19 protein-coding genes are annotated in these 20578 nt (G+C 63.2%); 13 read left to right on the forward strand and 6 right to left on the reverse strand.

The window, feature by feature from the left end; translation table 11 throughout:
- Positions 1 to 2: 2 nt before the first annotated feature.
- The 6 genes from BMI89_RS17880 to BMI89_RS17905 all read right to left on the reverse strand — a co-directional run bounded on the left by BMI89_RS17880 (position 3) and on the right by BMI89_RS17905 (position 6175).
- Positions 3 to 962, reverse strand: a complete 960-nt coding sequence (locus BMI89_RS17880) for an acetamidase/formamidase family protein (RefSeq protein ID WP_078523181.1) — start codon at positions 960 to 962, stop codon at positions 3 to 5.
- 6 nt (positions 963 to 968) lie between these two features.
- Positions 969 to 2600, reverse strand: coding sequence for an ABC transporter substrate-binding protein (locus BMI89_RS17885; protein WP_078550731.1), 1632 nt, complete (start codon positions 2598 to 2600; stop codon positions 969 to 971).
- Positions 2601 to 2681: 81 nt separating this feature from the next.
- Positions 2682 to 3602, reverse strand: coding sequence for an ABC transporter permease (locus BMI89_RS17890; RefSeq protein ID WP_078572206.1), 921 nt, complete (start codon positions 3600 to 3602; stop codon positions 2682 to 2684).
- Positions 3602 to 4489, reverse strand: a complete 888-nt coding sequence (locus tag BMI89_RS17895) for an ABC transporter permease (RefSeq protein ID WP_078523183.1) — start codon at positions 4487 to 4489, stop codon at positions 3602 to 3604. The genes BMI89_RS17890 and BMI89_RS17895 overlap by 1 nt, the downstream gene beginning before the upstream one ends.
- The gene (locus tag BMI89_RS17900) at positions 4467 to 5075 is read right to left on the reverse strand and encodes an ANTAR domain-containing protein (RefSeq protein WP_078572207.1); all 609 of its coding nucleotides are present in this window, start codon (positions 5073 to 5075) and stop codon (positions 4467 to 4469) included. Before BMI89_RS17900 ends, BMI89_RS17895 begins: the two co-directional genes overlap by 23 nt.
- Complete coding sequence (locus tag BMI89_RS17905; protein ID WP_078572208.1) at positions 5072 to 6175, reverse strand: transporter substrate-binding protein; 1104 nt, start codon at positions 6173 to 6175, stop codon at positions 5072 to 5074. The genes BMI89_RS17900 and BMI89_RS17905 overlap by 4 nt, the downstream gene beginning before the upstream one ends.
- A 643-nt stretch (positions 6176 to 6818) precedes the next feature.
- Between BMI89_RS17905 and dctP the strand changes: the two genes are divergently transcribed.
- From dctP to BMI89_RS17980, 13 genes are all read left to right on the forward strand, one after another.
- The gene (dctP, locus tag BMI89_RS17910; RefSeq protein ID WP_078541260.1) at positions 6819 to 7916 is read left to right on the forward strand and encodes a TRAP transporter substrate-binding protein DctP; all 1098 of its coding nucleotides are present in this window, start codon (positions 6819 to 6821) and stop codon (positions 7914 to 7916) included.
- Positions 7917 to 8008: 92 nt separating this feature from the next.
- Positions 8009 to 9331: a TRAP transporter small permease subunit gene (locus BMI89_RS17915; RefSeq protein ID WP_078523187.1), complete on the forward strand. Its 1323-nt coding sequence runs from the start codon at positions 8009 to 8011 to the stop codon at positions 9329 to 9331.
- Between the two features lie 3 nt (positions 9332 to 9334).
- Positions 9335 to 10690 (forward strand): TRAP transporter large permease subunit, encoded by a 1356-nt coding sequence (locus tag BMI89_RS17920; protein ID WP_078572209.1) that lies wholly within the window; start codon positions 9335 to 9337, stop codon positions 10688 to 10690.
- 280 nt (positions 10691 to 10970) lie between these two features.
- A complete protein-coding gene (locus BMI89_RS17925; protein ID WP_078523189.1) occupies positions 10971 to 11846 on the forward strand; it encodes an STAS domain-containing protein in 876 nt (291 codons plus the stop codon).
- A 10-nt stretch (positions 11847 to 11856) separates the two neighbouring features.
- Positions 11857 to 12201 (forward strand): STAS domain-containing protein, encoded by a 345-nt coding sequence (locus BMI89_RS17930; RefSeq protein ID WP_232621759.1) that lies wholly within the window; start codon positions 11857 to 11859, stop codon positions 12199 to 12201.
- Entirely contained in the window at positions 12194 to 12613 is a 420-nt protein-coding gene (locus BMI89_RS17935) for an ATP-binding protein (protein WP_246832064.1), read from the forward strand. Before BMI89_RS17930 ends, BMI89_RS17935 begins: the two co-directional genes overlap by 8 nt.
- Positions 12610 to 13620 carry an ATP-binding SpoIIE family protein phosphatase gene (locus BMI89_RS17940; protein WP_078572211.1) on the forward strand — a complete coding sequence of 337 codons (1011 nt, stop codon included), beginning with the start codon at positions 12610 to 12612 and terminating at the stop codon, positions 13618 to 13620. Before BMI89_RS17935 ends, BMI89_RS17940 begins: the two co-directional genes overlap by 4 nt.
- Complete coding sequence (locus tag BMI89_RS17945; protein WP_078572212.1) at positions 13617 to 14753, forward strand: ATP-binding protein; 1137 nt, start codon at positions 13617 to 13619, stop codon at positions 14751 to 14753. Before BMI89_RS17940 ends, BMI89_RS17945 begins: the two co-directional genes overlap by 4 nt.
- A gap of 358 nt (positions 14754 to 15111) precedes the next feature.
- Complete coding sequence (locus tag BMI89_RS17950; RefSeq protein ID WP_168176836.1) at positions 15112 to 16419, forward strand: integrase arm-type DNA-binding domain-containing protein; 1308 nt, start codon at positions 15112 to 15114, stop codon at positions 16417 to 16419.
- Positions 16416 to 17066 carry a hypothetical protein gene (locus tag BMI89_RS17955; RefSeq protein ID WP_078572214.1) on the forward strand — a complete coding sequence of 217 codons (651 nt, stop codon included), beginning with the start codon at positions 16416 to 16418 and terminating at the stop codon, positions 17064 to 17066. The genes BMI89_RS17950 and BMI89_RS17955 overlap by 4 nt, the downstream gene beginning before the upstream one ends.
- 298 nt (positions 17067 to 17364) lie before the next feature.
- Positions 17365 to 18453 (forward strand): helicase RepA family protein, encoded by a 1089-nt coding sequence (locus BMI89_RS17965; protein ID WP_078572216.1) that lies wholly within the window; start codon positions 17365 to 17367, stop codon positions 18451 to 18453.
- 1002 nt (positions 18454 to 19455) lie between these two features.
- Entirely contained in the window at positions 19456 to 19878 is a 423-nt protein-coding gene (locus BMI89_RS17975) for a hypothetical protein (RefSeq protein WP_078572218.1), read from the forward strand.
- Between the two features lie 4 nt (positions 19879 to 19882).
- Positions 19883 to 20386 (forward strand): hypothetical protein, encoded by a 504-nt coding sequence (locus BMI89_RS17980; protein WP_078572219.1) that lies wholly within the window; start codon positions 19883 to 19885, stop codon positions 20384 to 20386.
- Positions 20387 to 20578 lie beyond the last annotated feature (192 nt).

The following is a 20578-nucleotide window of genomic DNA, read 5'->3' on the forward strand; positions in this document are numbered from 1 at the left end:
GATCATTCGAACACGTTTCTCGGGAAATAGAAGCTGACAACCCAGTTGGGCATATCGACGATCTCGGAAATGCGCAGATCGCCACAGGTCGAGACCAGCATATAGGCGTCGACCGCCGACATGCCGCGCTGCGCGCACAGAAGGTCGATCATGCCGGAGACCGCATCGCGCGCGCCCGACATCAGGTCGGGGCCGATGCCCGTCGTGACCTCGTAGCCCGCCGTGTCGAGGTGGCGCGTGACCGGCCCTGGCGTGGTGAAGCGCGGAAATTTCAGCGTCTCGTTCTTGATGAGATCGAAGCTGAGCACGCAGTTCATCGGGCTCTCGATCGCGGTGCCGCAGACCTCGCCATCGCCTTGGGCGGCATGGGTGTCACCCACGGAGAACAGCGCGCCATCGACCTCGACCGGCAGATAGAGCGTGGTGCCCGCCGCCAGATCGCGAATGTCGAGATTGCCGCCCACGCGGCGCGGGGGCACGATGGAATGCAGGCCTTTTTCGGCCGGGGCGACGCCGATGGTGCCGCAGAACGGCTTGAGGCCGACCTTGCCCTCGCTGCCCCAAAGCGCTTTGTCGGGCGAGGCAGCGTCGTATTTCCAGATCGTCAGCGCCGGATCTTCGAACTGATCCGCCAGCAGGCCGAAGCCCGGGATGTTCGCGGTCCAGCCCCAAGCGGAGCCTTCCTGCTCGCGCGGGGTGAAGCTGTCGATGGTGACCTTGAGCACGTCACCGGGTTTCGCCCCTTCGACATAGATCGGCCCGGAGACCGGGTTGATCTTGCCGAAATCGAGGGTCTTCACGTCTTCCACCGTCGAGGACGGCCCGAGCTGTCCGGCCGAGCTGTCGTGGCAGTGGAATTCGATGGTCGATCCCGGGGCCACCGTCTCGGCCGGGACAAACGAGTTGTCCCAGCCGAAATGGTGCTGTGCGCCATGGATCGTATAGTCACAGGCTTTGCACATGCGCGCTTACTCCGTCACGTACACGTAGTCGTAGTTGACCGGGATCGAGACCGGGTCGACATAGAGCGCATCCGCGCCACCCATGCGGCCCGACTTCATGGTGTAGCGGTTCTCGTTGAAGACCGGGACCCACGGGGCGTCTTCCATGACCTTCATGTAGACGTCGGACCATTTCTGCAGGCGCTCGTCCTGCTTGGCCGGGTCGGTGATCGAGTCCGCCTCGGTGGCCATCGCGTCGAGTTCCTCGTTGCAATACCACGACCAGTTCCAGCCGCCTTCGACCGCGCCCGCGCAGCCCAGGATCGGACCGTAGAAGTTGGACGGATCGGGGAAGTCGGCGATCCACGCCATGCCGCCCGACCAGATCATCGGCGCGGTCTTCGGCGTGCCGCCCGCCTCGATGACATTGGCCTGCGCCAGCGCCTTGATGTCGACCTTCACGCCGATCTGCGACAGGTCCTGCTGGATCGCCTGCGCGATACGCGGATTCGGGTCGGTGTTCATGACGTAGAGCTCGGTCTCGAACCCGTCGGGATAGCCCGCATCCGCGAGCATCTGCTTGGCCTTTTCCTGATCGAAGGGATAGCCCTCGTAATCCTTGGTATAGCCCGGCATCGACGGCGGCAGCGGCTGGTTGGCGGGCGTGGCGCGGCCGTTGATCATCTGAACGATGCGGTCCTTGTTGATCGCCATGTTCATCGCCTGACGCACCTCGACCTTGTCGAAGGGCTCCATCTGGACGTTGAGCGTGATGTAGCCGGTATGCAGCTGGCCACCCACGACGACCCGCTTGGCCTCGTCGGGATTGTCCATCACCTCGTTGAACTTCGCCGGCGGGATGCCGTCGCCGGGCACGTCCACCTCACCCTGCTGCAGCCGCAGCAGCGCCACGATCGGCTCCTGACCGACCTCAAAAGTGATGCTATCGAGATAGGGCACGCCCTCGCGCCAGTAATCGGCGTTCTTCTCGAACACGAGCTGCTGACCGATGGTCCAGTCAGACAGCTTGAACGCGCCGGTGCCGACGGGATGCTTGCCGAAATCGGTGCCGTATTCGTCGACCGCTTCCTTCGGCACGACCGAGGCGAAGTTCAGCGCCATCACGTGCAGGAAGGTCGCGTCGGGGCGCGAAAGCTCGATCTTGACGGTGTAGGGATCGACGACGGTCACGCCTTCGAGGCTGGTGGCGGAGCCGTCCGCCATCGCGTCATAGCCCTTGATCGAGCCGAAGAAGCCGGCGCCCGGCGACTGGGTCGCGGGGGTGGTGACGCGGTCGAGCGAGTATTTCACGTCTTCGGCCGTCATCTCGCGACCGTTGTGGAATTTCACGCCCTCGCGCAGCTTGAAGGTGAAGGTCGTGCCGTCGTCGGAAATCTCGTAGCTCTCAGCAAGACCCGGGCGCAGCTCGGTGGTGCCGGGGACGTAATCCATCAGACCGTCGAAGACGGATTTGATCATCGACCAGTTCTGCCAGTCATAGCCGATTGCCGGGTCGAGCGTGGCCACATCGTCCTTGTAGGTCACGATGATATTGCCGCCGGGCTTGGCGTTCGGATCGGGCTGGTAGTCCTGCGCCGAGGCGAAGCTGGCAAGACCCAGCGAGAGCGACAGCGCGCTTGTGGCAAGGATGTTTTTCATCAGGCTCATTTGAGGTGTTCTCCGTCAGTTGGACTTTTCTTTTGGTTCGCTCCCCGGTTGGCCCGGGGTATCTGATTGCGATCAGCGCAGCTTGATGCGCGGATCGATGAAAGGTGTGATCAGGTCGGCCAGCAGGTTGCCCAGCACGATGGCGCAGGCGGACACGAGCGTGACGCCCATGATGATCGGAATGTCGACGCGCTGGATCGCCTGCCAGGCGAGTTGCCCGATGCCCGGCCAGCCGAAGACGCTTTCCACCACGACGATGCCGGACATGAAGATGCCGATATCGATCCCGATCATCGCGATGATCGGCAGGATGGCGTTGGGCATCGCGTGCAGCGCCAGCACCCGGAAGCGGCGCAGCCCCTTGGCGCGCGCGGTGCGGATATAATCCGAGCGCAGCACGTCGATCATGCTCGAGCGCATCATCCGGCTATACCAGCCCGAGCCCATGATCCCGAGCGTCAGCGCAGGCAGCACGAGGTTCGAGAAGCTGCCGTAGCCGCCAATCGGGAACCAGCTCAGCTTGACCGCGAAGACATAGAGCAGGAGCAGACCGACCACGAATTGCGGGGCAGAAACCGCGACGAAAGAGGTGATCATCAGCGACTGATCGAGCGCGCCTCCGCGCCGGATCGCGGCCACGATCCCCAGCGTGAGCCCCATGATCAGCTCGGCCACGATCGCGCCCAGCATCAGAAGAAGCGTCGCGGGCAGACGCGCGGCAATTAGGGTCGCGACTTCGGTCTTCTGCAGATAGCTGCGCCCCATATCGCCTTGGATCAGCCCGGTCAGGTAGTGCCAGTATTGCACGATGAAGGGCTGATCGAGGCCCAGCTGGTGACGGATATTGGCAACCGTCTCGGGCGTGGCCGAGCGGCCCGCAATCTGGCGCACCGGGTCGGCGGGCAGCACGAAGAGCAGGAAGAAGGTGATGAAGGACACGCCCAGCAGGATCAGGGCGGCCTGGATCAGGCGGCGGATCAGATAGGCCAGCATCACTCACGCCCTCTCTGCGTCGGGTCGAGCACGTCGCGCAGCGCGTCGCCCACGAGGTTGAAGGACAGCGCCAGCAGCAGGATCGCGGCGCCCGGGATGAAGACGAGCCACGGGGCCGCCTGGAAATAGGTCTGGTTCTCGAAGATGATGTTGCCCCAGCTCGGCGTCGGCGGCTGAACGCCCACGCCGAGATAACTCAGCGTCGCCTCCAGCAGCACGGTGGTCGAAATCCCCAGCGTGCCCCAGACGATGATCATCGGCACCAGATGCGGCAGGATATGGCGGAACAGGATGCGCAGCGTGCCTGCGCCCAGCGTGCGCTCGGCGGCGACGAATTCGCGCTCGGCCAGCGCGGAGGTCTCGGTGAAGACCACGCGGGCCGTCTGCACCCAGTTCACCAGCGCGATCACCATCGCGACGATCCACAGCGACGGTGTGAAGATCGCGGCCAGGCAGATCGCGAGCAGCAGAGCCGGGAAGGCCATCATCAGATCGGTGAAGCGCATCAGCACCGCGCCGATCCAGCCGCGGAAATAGCCCGCGGTGACGCCGATCAGCGTGCCGATGATCAGCGCGAGACCATTCGCGACGACGCCGATGATCAGCGAGGTCCGCGCGCCATAGAGGATGCGCGAGAACAGGTCGCGGCCCAGCAGATCGGTGCCGAGCCAGAACTTCTCGCCCGGCGGCATGGGCGAGCCTTCCAGCGTCAGCCCGTCGAACATCTGCTCCTGCGGCTCGAATGGCGCGATCCACGGCGCGAAGATCGCACCGAGCGTCACGATCGCGATGATCGCAAAGCCCAGCAGCGCGAGCTTGCGGCGCATCAGGCGGCGCAAGGCGCTTTGCGGTCGGGCCGGTCCCTCAGCCAAGGTCGCGTCGGTCATCACTCTTCCTTTGTTCGTCAAGGTTGGCGACGATGCGGCGCGCGGCATCTTCGAACGTCACGCGCCAAGCCATCGCCATCTGGCGCAGCTGGTCGTAGGCCTCGGCCTCGCTCTTGCCGCGCGCGGCGAGCAGCGTGACCGCCCGCACCACCGTCTGGCGCTCATCGAGCCTGCGACGCAGATCCGCGATCTCGCCCGAGAGCTGCGCCCGCGCCTCGAAGGCGAGCTGCGCGATCAGCAGCGCCGAATAGACCCCGCCATCGCCGACGGGTTTGAGGATCTGCGCATGCGCGCCGGCCTCCAGCGACCATTCGATCCGGCCGGGCGCTTCGGTGCCGATCAAGGCGATCATCGGCATCGGGCTTTCGCCCGTCTTCCACGGAAATTGCTCGTCATAGCCCTGATCGGCATCAAAGAAGACGAAATCGCCCGACAGGGCCTCGGCGGGCAGTTCGGGCCAGCAATGGACGACCGTCAGGCCGATTGCGCGCAATTGCCGCTCGAGCGCCTGCACGGTCGCGTGGGGGCGGTGCAGGATATAGGCGCGTGCGCCGCCGAGATCTGGGATGCGGATCTTGCGCTTCATGAGACCACCTTCAGCCGGGGCGCTCCGGGGGCGATCGGGGTGCGGCCGCGTGCGAGATAGGGATCGCCCGCGACGGCCTCGAACCGTTCTCGGACCGCGAAGGCGCCGTTCTCGACCTGCGCGATCAGGACGGGCAGGGCGGTGTGATGGGTCGACAGGTCGATCCCCTCCGAGCCCTGCGGCGCATCGTGCAACAGCTGTGCGAGGCTCTGCTCGGCGGCGTCGTCATGCCCCGAGAGCAAAATCGCGAGGCGATAGACCGACGACCATGCGGCCGCTTCATGTGAGGAGCCAAAATTGCGCTGCGCCTGCGGCCAGCCGGTCACGCCCCGGAAATAGGGCCCTGCGGCGACCAGCCCTTCGACCGCGTCCGGGTGAATGGCGGGCAGCTCGCATTCGGTCAGATTGCACGACAGGATCGGGCAGGTCTCGGGGCGGAAATGCGCGTCTTCCTGACCGAGCTTGTGATAGGCCTCGAGGAAGGCGTATTGCGACGGGCCGATCAGGTTGTTGAGGATGAAGTCGGGCCGCGTCGCGCGGATCTCATTGATCATCCGCTCGACATCCAGCGAGCCGAGCGGCAGGTAACGCTCGCCCAGAACCTCGCCGCCGGCGCTGAGGATCACGTCCCGCGCAAGCCGGTTCATCTCCCAACCCCAGATGTAATTCGAGCCGGTCAGGAAGCCCCGCCGCCCGAGCCGTGCAAAGGCCCAGCCAAGCAGCGGCAGCAGATGCTGGTTCGGGCAGGCATGAGTGTAGACGACATGATCGGACGCCTCGAACCCCTCATAGGGCACCGCATACCAAAGCGTCCCGCCCGCTTTCTCGAGTGTCGGGATCACCTCCTTGCGGCTCCACGAGGTGACGCAGCCGACGACATGGCGCGCATCGCTGTCGCGCAGGATTTCTTCGCAGAGCGGGCCGTAGGCGTCGATATTGCCCTGCGGGTCGCGCTCGATCGGGGCGAAGGTGATCGGGAGGTCGGGCATCGAATTGATCTCGGCAATCGCGCTGAGCGCCCCGGTCCGGCAGGCCTCGGATATCAGCGAATAGCTTCCCGAGCGGGAATACAGCAGGCCAAGTTCAATCCGTTTCTTCATTTCCACTCTTGCAGACCCTCTGAGCCAAAACGCAAAACGCCCCGCTGACTGACCGCTAACGTGCGGTGTCAAAGCGAGGCGCGAATGCCGTTCGGGTTATTCCGATGTGCATTAAGGTTTGCAGCGCGCCCGTCAGCCGACAAGCGCAAATTGCGAAACCGCGCCGGGATCAGGAGGCAGAGCGGGATTTTCGGGGTGATTTGCATAAAATTTGTGCACGAAAGCGTCATGTGAGAGCGGATTGGTCTCACGCTGCAGTGAGAATCGCGCGCCTCGGAACCTCATGGATCGTCGGTAGTGGCTGGTTCGAATTGAGGGTCACCAGCGTCCTGATGGCGACCGCAGTTTCAAATCGCTCCCCGCTCCATCGCAGAAGCTCCGCGTCGAGACAGGACGTTCGCCTGTCGGATATCACGGACGCACGCAAATTCGTGAATACTTGCGAAATGACATAACCCGTGCAAACCTCGCACACACAGGGGGAGGAAAGAGAGTTTCCGCTTTTGAGGAGAAGTCGGAAGCTTGGCGTTCACGCCGACTCACGAAACCGCGATTCGCTTGGAGGAGTGCCGTCGCGTGTTTTCGCCCTCCCGCTCACTTCGGTCCCGCATCTGTCGGGGCCGCAACCAAACGGGGAGGAACCATGAAAAATCTGACCACTCGCAGACATGCGTTACGCACTCTTGCCGCGGCGGGCGCCGCCAGCCTTGCTGCGCCGCATATCGCCTCGGCCCAAGCCAATGGCACGACCTGGAAGATCCAGACCTCGTGGCCGGGCGGCGTCGGTCTCCAGACCTTCAAGGACTGGTGCGCCACGATTCAGGAAAAGACCGGCGGCGAGCTGGCCTTCCAGCCGTTCGGCGCGAATGACGTCGTGGGGGATTTCCAGCTTTACGACGCGGTGAAGAACGGCGTGCTCGACGCGGTCAACCCGTTCACCATCTACGTGCAGGGCATCATCCCGGCGGGTGTGTTCCTGACGTCCTATCCGCTCGGTCTGCGCAACCCGCATGAGTTCGACGTGTTCTATTACGGCCTCGGCGGGCTGGAGATGGCGCGCGAGCTTTATGCGGCGCAGGGCATGTATTTCGTGGGCCCCGTCCATCACGGCCCGAACATCATCCACTCGAAAGTGCCGATCCGCTCGATCGACGACTTCCGCGGCCGCAAGATGCGCCTTCCGGGCGGCATGGTCGCCGATGTCTTCGGCGAGATCGGCGCGGAGACCACCGTGCTTCCGGGCTCGGAGATCTTCCCGGCGCTGGAGAAGGGCACGATCGACGTGGCCGACTACGTGGGCCCGGCGGTGAACTACGCGCTCGGCTTCAGCCAGGTGACCAGCTACATCTCGATGGGCCCGCCCGGCATGATGTCGCTCTACCAGCCGGTGGACATCATGGACATCACCGTCGGCATGGATGCCTGGAACAAGCTCAGCCCCGAGATGAAGCAGTTCGTCGAAATGGAGACCCACGTCTATTCCGACATGCATCACGCGGCGATCCAGAAGGCCGACCAGGAGGCTTGGGCCAAGTTCGAGGCCGACGGCACCGAGGTCACCCGCCTCAGCCAGGACGATGTCGAGCTGATGACCGAAGTCGCCGTTCCGATCTGGTTCAAATACGCCAATCGCGACAAGGACAGCGCGCGGATCTTCAAGACCCAGCTCGATTACATGATGTCCGGCTCGCTCGGCTATGTGACGCCCGATCTGGTCGACGGTCTGGAACTGAAGCTCTGATTTGATCGCAAAGACAGTCTGACGGGCCCGCCCTCTGGCGCGGGCCCGGTTCAACTGATGGCCGGGCATGACCCGGCAACAGGGGGTGGGCAATGCCCAGTATCGACTTCACTCTACCGCATTGGGCCTATTGGGCGGGGCTAATCCTCTTCCCGATCATTGCGGCGACGCTGGCCAACCGGCCACGCAAGACGGAGCGGCGTTATTCGCTCTCCTTGGGCTATTTCATTCTCGTGACCGGGGGGATGCTGGGACTGCATCGCTTCTACGTGAAAAGCCTGCTGGGCTTTCTCTTCATCCCGGTCTTCATCGCCATTCTCTACGCGAATGCGCAAGGCCACGACGCGCGCGGCACGGTTTCCGACATGTCGAACGTGGTGCGCATGGCCGAGCGCTCGCTGGAGCGCGAACAGGAACGCGTCGACACTGCAAAGGCCGATCTGCCCAAGCTGCGCGAGGAACTGGCTGCCGCAGAGGAAGGCAGCTTCGCGCAGAAGCGCGCGCAGCGAAATGTCGATCGCGCCGAGAAGCGGGTCACGGATGGCGAGGCCGTGATCGAACAGGCGCAGGCCGATCTCGTCGAGGCGCGCCCGAAGAGGGACGCCGCAGCTGCCGTGCTCGCGAAATGGCGCAGCATTTCGAAATATGCCTTCTGGGTCCTGCTCGCAGGGATCGTCATCGATGCGCTTCTGCTTCCGATGCTGGTGCGGCGCGCGAATGCCGCGCTGCCCGAGCACGAGGAGGAAAGCGAGGTCGAGCGGCGCCTAGAAGCGCTCGAAGACGAGGAGATGAAAGACGACTCCCGTCATATCTCGTCGGGCTGGACTGGCTGGATCGACCGGCTCTCCCTCAAGGCTGGCGAATTCGTCAGCTATTGGGCGATCATCGCGGTCTTCGTCTACTATTTCGAGGTCATCAGCCGCTACGTCTTCAACAGCCCCACCAACTGGGCGCATGAGGCGATGTATCTGATGTTCGGGATGCAATACCTGATCTCGGGCGCCTATGCGATGCTGACCGAGAGCCATGTGCGTGTCGACATCTTCTACGCGCCGCTGTCGAAACCGCGCAAAGCGTGGGTCGACCTGCTGACCTCGGTTTTCTTCTTCATCTTCGCGGGCACATTGCTGGTGACGTCGTGGATCTTCGCGATGGACGCGATTGCCGTGCCCACGGGCAACGGGCTCATCTCGCAATGGGCTCGCGGCGAGATTCCGACCGGCGAGATGCTGGCGAACTGGAACCTCGGGCAATGGACCGATGCGAATGTCCGCTGGGGCGAGATCAGCTTCAACGAATGGGAGGTGCCTCTGTGGCCGATGAAATGGGTCATGGTGATCGGCGCTCTGCTGCTTGTTCTGCAGGGTATTTCGAAATTCGCACAAGATCTGCGGATCGTAATGGGCAGGGGCTGATAGATGGGACTTGAAATTGGAATTGAGTGGCTGACACTCATCATGTTCGGCTCGCTGGTCGTCCTGCTGATGGCAGGGCTTCCACTGGCCTTCGTCACGGGCGGTCTGGCCTGTGTCTTCCTGTTCGTGCTGGGCGACGAACGCGCGCTCAACATCGTGCCGAGCCGCATCTTCCCGCTGATGACGAACTACCAGCTTTCGGCGATCCCCTTGTTCATCTTTATGGCGTCAATGCTGGAGAGGGCGGGGATCATCAACGAGATGTTCGACGTCATCTACAAGGTGCTGGGCGGCGTGCGCGGCGGTCTGGCTGCGGCCACGATCATCGCCTCGACCGTTCTCGCCGCGATGGTGGGCGTGATCGGGGCCGCCGTGGTGACGATGGGGATCATCGCGCTGCCGGCGATGCTCGATCGCGGTTATAACGCGAAGATCGCGATGGGGTCTATCATGGCGGGCGGCACGCTCGGCATCCTGATCCCGCCGTCGATCCTTGCGATCATCTACGCGGTCGTGGCCGAGCAATCGGTGGGCGAGCTGTTCATCGGTGCGGTCATTCCCGGCCTGCTTCTGTCGGGCATGTATGTGGCCTATGTGCTGATCCGCTGCGCGATCAACCCGGAGATGGGGCCGCCGATCCCGCCGGAAGAGCGCATCACGGGGCGGGAGAAGATCCGCCTGATGAGCAATATGTCAGCGCCGATCTCGCTGATCGTGATCGTGCTGGGCGTGATCTTCACCGGTGTCGCGACGCCGGTGGAAGCGGCTGGCATCGGCACCTTTGGCGCGATCATCGTGGCGGCGATCCACCGCAAGCTCGACTGGCAGACGATCCGCGAGGCCGCGGTCACCACGCTCAAGGCCTCGGCGATGGTCATCTGGATCATGTTCGGCGCGACGATCTTTGTCGGGCTCTACGTGCTCGAAGGCGGTCAGCAATTCGTGCAGAACGCGCTGCAGGCGACCGGGCTCGGACCGTGGGGCATCCTGATCATCATGCAGCTCGTGCTGATCATACTCGGCATGTTCCTCGACTGGGTCGGCATTCTGCTGCTCTGCGTGCCGATCTTCGTGCCGATCGTGAAGGCGCTCGGGGCGGAGGCCTTCGGGCTGAGCGATCCCGACGATCTCGTGCTGTGGTTCGGGGTGCTCTACCTCGTGAACATGCAGATGAGCTTCCTGTCGCCGCCTTTCGGCTATGCGCTGTTCTATCTGCGCGGAGTGGCGCCGCCGGAAATCCCGATGGGCGACATCTTCCGCTCGGCGCTGCCGTTCCTGGCGCTTCAGGTGGTGGGCTTGCTGCTGTGCATGTTCTTCCCGGAGATCATCATCTGGCTGCCGAAACTGGTCTACGGTTGATCGCTCGCACCCGGACCGGAAGAAATGACAAGCCCCGCGCACTGCGCGGGGCTTTTTTTGCCTGTCGGTTCAGGTTCCTGCTGTCAGCCTCGGCAGGGCGCCCCGGGGCATCCTCACGCAGGAAAATCACCGTCTGCGAAAGTCTGCCGGCGACTTTCGGACCTTGAGCGATACTTCTCTGGATCAATCTCCGTTGCGGCAACCGACCCGTCCAAGCCGTTGACTTTACCGCGGCTAATTGGCTTACCTGCAGTATTGAAAAGAACTGGAGTGCCTGCACATGCCGCAAACAGCGACGGCAAATATCCTGAACATCCTCGAATCCGATTTCTCCGGCGTCGTGGAGGAGTGGCTTGGCACTCAGGTGAAAGAGGGCGTGAAACGCTCTGACCTGTTCTCCGACTCCGAGAGCCGTGCGCAGAATCAGGAACTTCTGAAAGCCTTCACCAAAGGTGTCCGCGCGGGCGTCGTGAATGAAGAGTTCAGCCTGGACGACGACGAGTGGGAAGACCTGCGCGCCGTCCTTGCAGATGTGAGCAAGGAACGCGTCGGGCGTGGTGTGACGCCGACCGAAATGGCGACTTTCGTTCTGGCCCTCAAAGCCCCGCTGTTCACACGGCTCGAGGCGATGACGGATATCGAAAGCGGCAAGCTCATCAGCGACGTGCTGATGGTGACGCGTCTCGTCGATGCCTTCGCGATCTACACCAACGAGATCTTCATCGGCGAGCGCGACCAGATCATAGAGCGCCAGCGCCAGGAAATGCTTGAACTCTCGACGCCGGTCGTCGAGCTTTGGGACCGCGTCCTCACGCTACCGCTGATCGGCACGCTGGATTCCGCCCGCGCGCAGGAGGTCATGGAGAACCTGCTGGAGACCATCCTCGAGCGGCAGGCCGAAGTGGTGATCATGGACATCACCGGTGTCGGCACGGTCGACACGCAGGTGGCGCAGCACCTTTTGCGGGCTGCGGCCGCCGTGCGCCTGATGGGTGCGGAATGCATCATCAGCGGCATCAGCCCGATGATCGCGCAGACCATGGTGCAGCTCGGCATCGACGTGGGCACGGTGTCCACCCGGTCCAGCATCCGCACGGCTCTGGCCGATGCCCTGCAGAAGGTCGGCTACGTCATCAAAACCAGCGAGGTTTCCTGACGTGTCGGGTGTGACGTCCATAAACCTGGTCGAGAACGCGCTTCTCGTCTCCATTCAGGACGACGTCACCGATACGGAAATCGTTGAGCTGCAGGACACGTTGTCGAACCGGATCGCCAAGGAAAACGTCAAAGGCGTGATCCTCGACATCAGTTCGCTGGAGATCGTCGATACCTTCGTCGGGCGTGTCATTGCCCAGCTCGCTGGCATTTCCAAGCTGCTGGCCGCTGAAACCTACGTTGTGGGGATGCGGCCCGCGGTTGCGGTGACCTTGGTGGAGCTGGGGATGTATCTGCCCGAGACCCGTACGGCGCTCAGCCTGACCCATGCACTCACTCAGTTGCGGCGTGCCTGATCCAAACGAAACATCCAGCAGACCCGCGGTTGCGGAGATAACGCTCGCGACCAGTCGCGATGTCGTCGCCGCGCGCCAGGCGGTCGCGCGAATTCTCAAGGAACGCGGGTTGTCGGCGGTGCGGATCACCCGGTTCGCGACGGCTGTGAGCGAAATCACCCGCAACGCCATCGTCCACGGTGGCGGCGGCAAGATTTCAATTTATCTCGACGGTCGTAACGAGTATCTGCGCGTCGAATGCCGGGACGAGGGACCGGGGATCGAAAATGTGACGCTGGCCATGTCCGAGGGCTATACGACCGCGGGCGGGCTCGGCAAAGGTCTTGGCGGCGCCAAACGCCTCTCACATGGGTTCGAGGTCCACTCAGCGCCCGGGAAAGGAACAACCGTTTCCATGAGCGTGAAGCTATGAACCAGTGGGTCGAAATTGATGATCGTAGCGCCGTGGCCGTCGTGCGGCGGCTTGCGCGACGTCATGGCGTCGAGATCGGTCTTCCCGAGACTCGCGTCGGCGAACTCGCGATCGTGGCCACGGAGGCCGCGACGAACATCCTGCGCTACGCAGAGCGCGGGCGGGCCCTGATCGAACTCGTGCGGCAGCCCGGCGCCGATGTCATCAACATGATCTTCACCGATCGCGGGCCGGGCATTTCGGATATCGACCGGATGTTTCAGGACGGCGAAAGCTCCACCGATTCCGCAGGGCTCGGGCTCGGGGCGATCGTGCGCCTGTCGGATACGTTCGACATTTTCAGCTCGCCCGACACCGGAACGACGATCGTGTGTACCTTCGGTAGGAAAAGCGACGGGGCCGAATGCGGCGTCGACGCGGTGGGGCTGCGCGTGTGCCACCCGAACGAAACCACCTGCGGCGATGATTTTCAGATCCGGCAGACCCCGCGGGCGACCGATGTGTTGCTCTGCGACGGGCTCGGGCATGGCCCTGCTGCCGCCGAAGCCGCCAGCGAGGTCATCGAGGCCGCTGGCGCTGCGGGCGGGCTCTCGTCCGAGCCGGGCAAGCTGATGCGCCAGATCACCGAGCGGCTGGTCGGGCGGCGCGGCGCGGTGGCTGCACTGATGCATATCGCCCAGCCGCAGATGGAGCTGCGCTACGCCGCGCTTGGCAATATCTCGTCTCTGCTGGTCGGCGCGAATGGCATTCGCCGCATGGCGGTGCGGGACGGCCGCATCGGTGGCGCGGCGACCCATGGCTACGAGGAAGTCGTGCAACTGGAGGCGGGGGATATGGTGATCCTGCATAGCGACGGTTTGAAAACCCTGCGGGAGGCGCATTTCCCGCCCGGACTGCTGAAGAAGAGCCCGCTTTTGATTGCCGGATTTCTTCTGGATCGGGCCTTCCGCGGACGCGACGACGCCAGCATCGTCGTCTTGCGCATCAACTGGGAGCGCGAGCAGTGAAGACGACGAAGCTCACCACCGTAACCCTCGAAAAAAGCACCGACGTCGCCCGGTTGCGCGATGTAGCGATGACATTGACCAGCGTTCTCCAATTCAGCTCCTTCGAACGCACAAGGACCGTCACAGCCGTCGTCGAGCTTGGGCGCAACGCGATCGAGCATGGCCAGAAAGGCCGCGCGACCTTTTCGCTGACCGAGGCGAGCGGCAAACCGGCGCTCGGTCTTCTCGTGACCGATCAGGGGCGGGGCATCCCGAAGGAGAACCTTCAGCCCGATGGCGCGCCATCCTCCGCGACGGGGATGGGGCTGGGGCTTCGCGGCGTGCAGCGGATCGCCACGCGTTTCGATGTCCAGACCGGCCATGAGGGCACGCGCATCGATGCAGTTTTCCTGTCCTCAGCCGTTCTGCCTGCGGGCGCCCAACTCGTCGAGCAGGCGACCGAGGCGCTCGACGCCCTCAGCGCCAAGGATCCGACGGCGGCCCTCAACGAGCAGAACCGCGAACTGAGCGAGGAGATCACGGAACGCGACCTGTTGATGCAGGAGCTTCATCACCGGACAGGCAACAATCTGGCGCTCATCGCCGCGCTCATTCGCATGAGCAAGTCGCGGGCCAAACAGGATGAAACCCAACAGGTTCTGACCGAGCTCGAAGTCCGCGTCGGGGCGCTCTCCAAGGCCCACGAGCTGATGCAGCGCGGAACCGACACCGGTAAGGTCGATCTGGCCGAGATGGCGGCGGAAGTCGCAAGGACCTCGGAGCGCGCCTTCAGCGGCGGAAGCCTCGACGCCAATATCGAAGTGAGCTGCGCAGAGCTGCAACTCGACAGTAAGCTTGCCATCGACATCGGGCTCATCATCGGCGAGCTCATCACCAACGCGTTCAAATATGCCTTCGTGGGCAGGGATAGCGGGACCATCCGCGTCCAAGTCTCCGGCAATGTGCAGAGCGGTATCGCCTTGGTGGTGTCCGACAACGGCATCGGCTTGCCCTCGGATGCCGAACGGCCGGAGCGCTCGAATTCTCTCGGTTGGCGATTGATCCGGACGCTGACCTTCCAGCACGACGCGACCCTGACCGTGGATGGCACGGATGGGTTGCGCGTGTGTATCGAGTTCCCCGCGCAGGCCTGACAGTCGCAGCATAGCGCAGAGGCGCGCGCGGTGCAGAAGGGTGCGCGCCGAAGGATGCAGGAGCGTGAGCCGCGAAGGGGCGGCCCGAGCGTCGATCAAAATCGCATTTTCAGGGATTGCGCACTTTCAGGATGTTGATGTGTCGATCAACAGGGGAAAGTGGCGGAGAGACAGGCGGCCTTCAAGCGTCTACAACTGTCGCAGGCTGTTCGCTAAGCATCGGAAAACAGGACGATAAATATTCTTCCAGTAATTTCGCGTTGCGTTCTGTTGCATCCAGTTCTATTTTTTATGGCTAGTCGGATGGCTAGCGGATATGGCTGCGAAACCCTCCGCCATATATTTTCGGGAGGTGGATTTGCCCAAAAAAGCTAAAGAAATGTCGGCGCTCGATATCAAGCGGGCAACGCATTCCGGGGACGTCAGTCGCAACGTCTGGTTGGCCGTCGGCGGTGTCTCGGGCCTCCTCCTCCAGATCACCCCCACTGGTGCGAAGTCTTGGCTCCTGCGGACGATGGTCGGTGACCGCCGACGAGGGATCGGGCTCGGACCATATCCAGAAGTCACCCTCGCCGCAGCCCGTGAGAGCGCTCGGGAAGTGAAAGCGCAGATCGCGGCAGGCTTGGACCCTGTCGAAGAACGAAAAGCTGCCAGGGCAGCTTTGGTAACAGCTCAGCGCCGTGGGCTGACCTTTGCTGATGCGGTCGAGAAATACCTCGATGCCAAACTCGATGAATTCAAGAACGAAAAACACCGCACGCAGTGGCGCAGCACGCTGGAAACCTATGCCGTGCCGGAGCTGGGAAAGATGTTGGTCCACGATATCACGGTGCAGGATGTTCTGCGCGTTCTCGAACCGATCTGGCACAGCAAGACCGAAACGGCATCGCGGCTACGCGGCCGGATCGAATCCGTTCTGTCGTGGGCCACGGTTGCGGGGCATAGGACCGGCGACAACCCTGCACGATGGGCGGGCAACCTCAAGGAACTGTTGCCCGCGCCCGCCAAGCTCAAGGGCAAGGCCAATCAACCCGCTCTGCAGATCGACGAAGCGCCACAATGGCTGGCCCAATTGCGAGTGCGCGAAGGAATGAGCAACCGGGCGCTTGAGTTCGCCGCGCTGACCGCCACGCGATCGCAGGAGGTGCGTGGCGCGCTTTGGGAGGAGATCGACCTTGAGTCGGCGCTTTGGGTGATCCCGGCGGCCCGCATGAAGATGGACCGTGAACACCGCATCCCGCTTTCAGCGGATGCGCTGGCTCTCCTTAAAGCGCTACCGCGGCTTCCTGGGAACCCACTCGTGTTTCCCGCAGCTCGTGGCGGGGAAATGTCGGATATGGCACTCAGCGCGGCTATGCGGCGCCTACACGCTGCAAAGCTTGCCGAGGATGATGTCGGCTATGTGGACCGCGTGAGCAAACGCGCAGCGGTGCCGCACGGGCTGCGGTCGACCTTCCGCGATTGGGTGGCGGAGCGAACGCATTTCCCCGGCGATATGGCCGAGGTGGCTCTCGCACATAAGGTCGGCAACGCGGTCGAAGCCGCTTATCGGCGCGGCGACATGGTCGAGAAGCGCCGCGCGATGATGGACGCTTGGACTGACTTCCTGACCCGCCGCGAAGGCGGCAAGATTGTGCGTTTTCCGCACGCGGAGGGAAGCGCATGAGCCGCGCCATCGAACGAATGAATGATGCAGCGCAGCGAACGCGGGAAGAGCGTCAGAGGGAATTCCTGCCGTTCTGGGATCGGGTAGTCGATGTTGATGTTCGCCTCGCGGCCCTGCGCGACGACCCGGGCACGCGCACGGAAGTCGAAGGTCGATTGCGAGCGTGGCGGGAGGAGGAGGAGAGGCAGAGTTTCCGACCTAAGCTGAGCGAAGCAGAAGTCCGTGATATAGCTTCTCGTCTGAGGGGGGTGCAGGCTGAGCTGTCGGATCTGATGGAGGAAGTCGGCCGCTTGGGTGCATCGAGCGAAACGGGACGAGTATCCGACCTGTCGTCGGGCTCGTCGCGTTTTTCGATCCTTGAGGCGCTTGATGCGCTCGCGCCGGCGCTGGCGATGGCGGATGAGATCGAGGCGCTGCCGACAAAGGCCGGCGGTCGCGGTGCATATACTGAGAAGCTTCGCGAGAAGCCGGTCAATGTCTTTGGCGTGGCAATGGTCAGGCTATTCCGAAAGGCTGGTATTCCCTGCGGGGGAAATGGCAGCAAGGATCGGGCTTTCGAGGAATTTCTTAATTTCGCGCACCACGAGGTCGTGGGCGGAAACATCCCTGGGAAAGCTGCTCTGTTGGCGGAACTGCGGCGCAGATGAGAATTCTCTAACTTTGGTGACTTCGTGCAAGTTATCGAAAGGTTTTGCCAATAGATATTACATGATCAAATTGGAAAGCACCCAATAGAACGAGGTGCTACATGTTTTTGAATGATAAGGAAGTAGGCGCGCGTTATGGTGTGACACGCCTGACAATTTGGCGTTGGGCGCGGGTTGATCCGACCTTTCCGCAGCCGGTCAAACTCTCTCCACAATGTTCCCGCTGGAGGATCGCGGACCTTGAAGAGTGGGAGGCCGCGAAAGCGACAGCGGCCTCGAACACCGTGGACGGGGCCGCATGAGAGACACGTCCAACATCGGGGCAGACGATTTCGAGCGGCCGCCTGACGGAGCATGTGCGCAGGAGATCGCGCCAACTGGTGGGTTCGCCCTGCTTACGCGCAAAGAGGCGGCGGCGCCGCGTCAGAGCGCGCCCAACCTGGTGGACGGCTGGCTTCGAACGGGTGAGCTCTCAATGCTCGTCGCGCCTTCAGGATCGGGAAAAAGCTTCGTCGCTCTCGATCTCGCACACGCCATTGCCGCAGGGACTTGCTGGGGCTCTCAGAAGACGCGGCCCGGAACGGTTGTCTATGTCGCGGCCGAGGACCCGGATGGAATTCGCGACCGTCTTCGCGCGATCGAGGTGGCAAAGCCGGAAGCCGCCGAGACCGTCGACGTTCTGCGAAGCCTTTTCACGATCGAAGCATCCGTGCCGCTGATCGAGGAAGGGCCTGTTACCAACCTGATCGGCGCATTCGAATATGCTGATCCGGACCTCGTAATTTTCGATACGCTCGCGCGTTGTCTCGCGGGGGCAGATGAGAACTCCTCGCGCGAGATGGGTTCGGTCATCGCCTCGCTTGACCGCATCAGGCGCGAGACCGGGGCCCACGTCATGCTCGTTCACCACACGGGGAAGGACGCGACCAAAGGTGCGCGCGGTAGCTCTGCGCTGCGCGCCGCTGTTGACGCCGAGATCGCCGTGACGAAAGACGGCGACCGGATCACGGTCTCCGCGTCCAAAATCAGGAACGGGGCTGCTCCTGCGCCGCTCGACTTTATGCTGTCGCCCGTCGATGGTGCGCCGAGCTGCGTGTTGCGCCCGGTGGCGCATCGCGCTCCGCGTCCTGCACTTGAGACGACAAACGAGGCACGCACACGCAAGGCCGACGAGCGCGCTCGCGCGCTGGCGCCTTACCTTCCGCAGGGAACGTTTTCGGCGATCGACGCGAAGGCCGCGCTCGCGGCATCCGGGGCGCTGACCGGGAGCGATGACGCGATCCGTAAAGCGGCTGCGCGCAGCTTCGACCGAATGATCGAGCTCGGCCTGATCGTGGCCTCTGGGCGTGACCGCTTCGCCCAGGCGTCTGACGCGGGAGAAGCGTGATGATTGCAGCGACCCGGACACACACGGACAGACATGAAAATAACGTGTGTCCGGGGTCTGTCCGTCCTTCCGGACACACTGGACACACAGAAGGCGCGATTTCTGACCCCTGTGTGTCCAAGGTTTCGGACAAACAGGACACACATGGACAAACGTTATTTTTCTGTCTGTCCGCTCCGTTTGTCCGGTCGCTCGGACACCCGGACACACGCCTTCCCCCCTTATGGGGGGAGGCAGTGTGTGTCCGGAGGCATGTCCAGAAGATCGAGGGGTGAAGCAATGGGAAATAGTTATCGAGTTGATTTCGAGCATCCGCCCGAGCTTGGGACGAAGATCAGGGTCGGGCAGCAAATGCTGACGCTGATCGCAGTCGAGCCCTATACGAGGAAGCGCGACGGGGTGACGTCGTCGCTCCTCCGGTGGCGAGCCGAAGACGGGCGGACTGCGCGATCCGGCCTTCGATCGCAAAACGTGATGTGGGATCGCGGGGGCGACTGAGTGCATCCGGTTCGCGCGATCCTTCTCGACCACGATCTGGAACGGCTACTCCGGGCCCACAAGCTGACGGCGCGGGAGCTCGCCCAGTTGCTGACGCCCAGCGCGTCACCCGATCCGAAGTCTGATCCTGCGGCCGAGCGCCGAGCCGTGCGCGATCAGGTTCTCGTCGCCTGCGCCGACCGGTTGGACCCAAACCGGCAAAGGTCCGTCCGGTCGATCCATGCAGAGATCCGTGCGGCGTATCGAGCAGTGAACTCGCAGGCGCGCCCCTCCGGGCGTGGAGTGGAGCCGCTTGCATGGGACTTGCGTCGCCTTTGCGCTGCTGGAATGGCGAAGGCTATGCCGTCCTATGAAACCCTTCGTCGCCTTCTCGTGGCGAACGGGTGGCCGTCTCCGGGTCGCGGAGGCCGATATCCGCGCCGTCAATAACTCATTTGGGGCGATGAGCAATTTCGCCGGGTGAGGATCGCGGGCAGCGTCAAAGGGTAAACGAGGAGCCCGACGATGCCCGAACCCAAATTCAACTCACGGAAACACCTGACCCGCCTTCGCGACATTCGCGACCGGAAACGCTCCGAAGCTCTCGCGGCATCGAAGCGTCGGAACGAACTGTTGGGCGCTCTCGCCGCCGCCCGCTCCGATCTCGCCAAGATCGCCCCGGCCGACCTCGACCTCGGCAGCGTTGGTCGCCGGATCGCTGAAACGATGCGGGGCCGAGGAATGCGTGACCAAGCGAAGGCCGCCGAGGCAATTGAGGCCCGCATCGCCGAGCTGGAGCCCGAAGCCGAGGCGGCGAAGGAAGCCGCCGAGAGCGCGAGCACGATCGCCCGGCAGACCGCCCAGACCTACCAGACCGCGCACGAATACGCGGTTGAAAAGGGGCTTCCGCTCCCCATCGAAACGGACAGCCGTCCGGTGGAGGGTTGAGCAAATGTTCGGCAAAAAGATTGACCTCAAGAGTATCGAATCCGCGACGCGCGTCGAACAAGCGCGCACGACGGTTTACCGCTTCAAGGCCGAGCTTGCAGAGCTGAAGAACGCCGCGCCGCCTGAAAAAGAAATCACGAAGGCGCTCGACGCCGCCCTCGATCGTCTCGCCGAACGCGGACGCGACGCCCTGCCTGTGCGCGGTCTCGTCTCTCCGGCAGGGGCGCCGAACTGGAAACCTGAACTCACCGACGCTGACCTCCTTGGGCTGATCGTGGCCGTCGCTCGCGACCAGGTGCGGGCGCTGGTGATCGAGAAGGCCGAAGCGGCTCTTGGGTCGCGCAAGTCCCTCAGCCCCGCCGAGCGTGCGAAGAAGGTTGAAGACGTCAAGGCGAAGCTGCTGGCGGCAGAGATCGAGGAAGAAGCGTTGATCCGCTCGGCCCAGGATGGCGGCGTCGAGGTGCTTCGTCGCGCCGACGCTGACCCCCGGGCGACCTTGGGAGCCTGACCATGAAGAATTCGCGCGGGTTTTCTTATCCCTTTCCCCGCGCCGGGTCGCAGCACCCAGCGCATGAGCAAATGCGCGAACATGCGCTGACGCGAGCGAGATCGCGCAAAGGTTTCGGGCGGTGTCCTGCTGGCGCGTCGTTCCGTCGCCCGAGGGGAGGGGGCCGATGCGGCCTCCTCCCGACCCACCCCC

The organism is Thioclava sp. F36-7 (genome assembly GCF_002020075.1).
Taxonomy (GTDB): domain Bacteria; phylum Pseudomonadota; class Alphaproteobacteria; order Rhodobacterales; family Rhodobacteraceae; genus Thioclava; species Thioclava sediminum.

What these genes read in the sequence shown, in the direction of transcription:
- BMI89_RS17915 (WP_078523187.1), top strand. Translation starts at nt 8,009, where the DNA reads ATGCCCAGTATCGACTTCACTCTACCGCATTGGGCCTATTGGGCGGGG.
- BMI89_RS17880 (WP_078523181.1), bottom strand. Translation starts at nt 962, where the DNA reads ATGTGCAAAGCCTGTGACTATACGATCCATGGCGCACAGCACCATTTC.
- BMI89_RS17980 (WP_078572219.1), top strand. Translation starts at nt 19,883, where the DNA reads ATGTTCGGCAAAAAGATTGACCTCAAGAGTATCGAATCCGCGACGCGC.
- BMI89_RS17905 (WP_078572208.1), bottom strand. Translation starts at nt 6,175, where the DNA reads ATGAAGAAACGGATTGAACTTGGCCTGCTGTATTCCCGCTCGGGAAGC.
- BMI89_RS17925 (WP_078523189.1), top strand. Translation starts at nt 10,971, where the DNA reads ATGCCGCAAACAGCGACGGCAAATATCCTGAACATCCTCGAATCCGAT.
- BMI89_RS17900 (WP_078572207.1), bottom strand. Translation starts at nt 5,075, where the DNA reads ATGAAGCGCAAGATCCGCATCCCAGATCTCGGCGGCGCACGCGCCTAT.
- BMI89_RS17895 (WP_078523183.1), bottom strand. Translation starts at nt 4,489, where the DNA reads ATGACCGACGCGACCTTGGCTGAGGGACCGGCCCGACCGCAAAGCGCC.
- dctP (WP_078541260.1), top strand. Translation starts at nt 6,819, where the DNA reads ATGAAAAATCTGACCACTCGCAGACATGCGTTACGCACTCTTGCCGCG.
- BMI89_RS17920 (WP_078572209.1), top strand. Translation starts at nt 9,335, where the DNA reads ATGGGACTTGAAATTGGAATTGAGTGGCTGACACTCATCATGTTCGGC.
- BMI89_RS17955 (WP_078572214.1), top strand. Translation starts at nt 16,416, where the DNA reads ATGAGCCGCGCCATCGAACGAATGAATGATGCAGCGCAGCGAACGCGG.
- BMI89_RS17885 (WP_078550731.1), bottom strand. Translation starts at nt 2,600, where the DNA reads ATGAAAAACATCCTTGCCACAAGCGCGCTGTCGCTCTCGCTGGGTCTT.
- BMI89_RS17940 (WP_078572211.1), top strand. Translation starts at nt 12,610, where the DNA reads ATGAACCAGTGGGTCGAAATTGATGATCGTAGCGCCGTGGCCGTCGTG.
- BMI89_RS17890 (WP_078572206.1), bottom strand. Translation starts at nt 3,602, where the DNA reads ATGCTGGCCTATCTGATCCGCCGCCTGATCCAGGCCGCCCTGATCCTG.
- BMI89_RS17975 (WP_078572218.1), top strand. Translation starts at nt 19,456, where the DNA reads ATGCCCGAACCCAAATTCAACTCACGGAAACACCTGACCCGCCTTCGC.
- BMI89_RS17965 (WP_078572216.1), top strand. Translation starts at nt 17,365, where the DNA reads ATGAGAGACACGTCCAACATCGGGGCAGACGATTTCGAGCGGCCGCCT.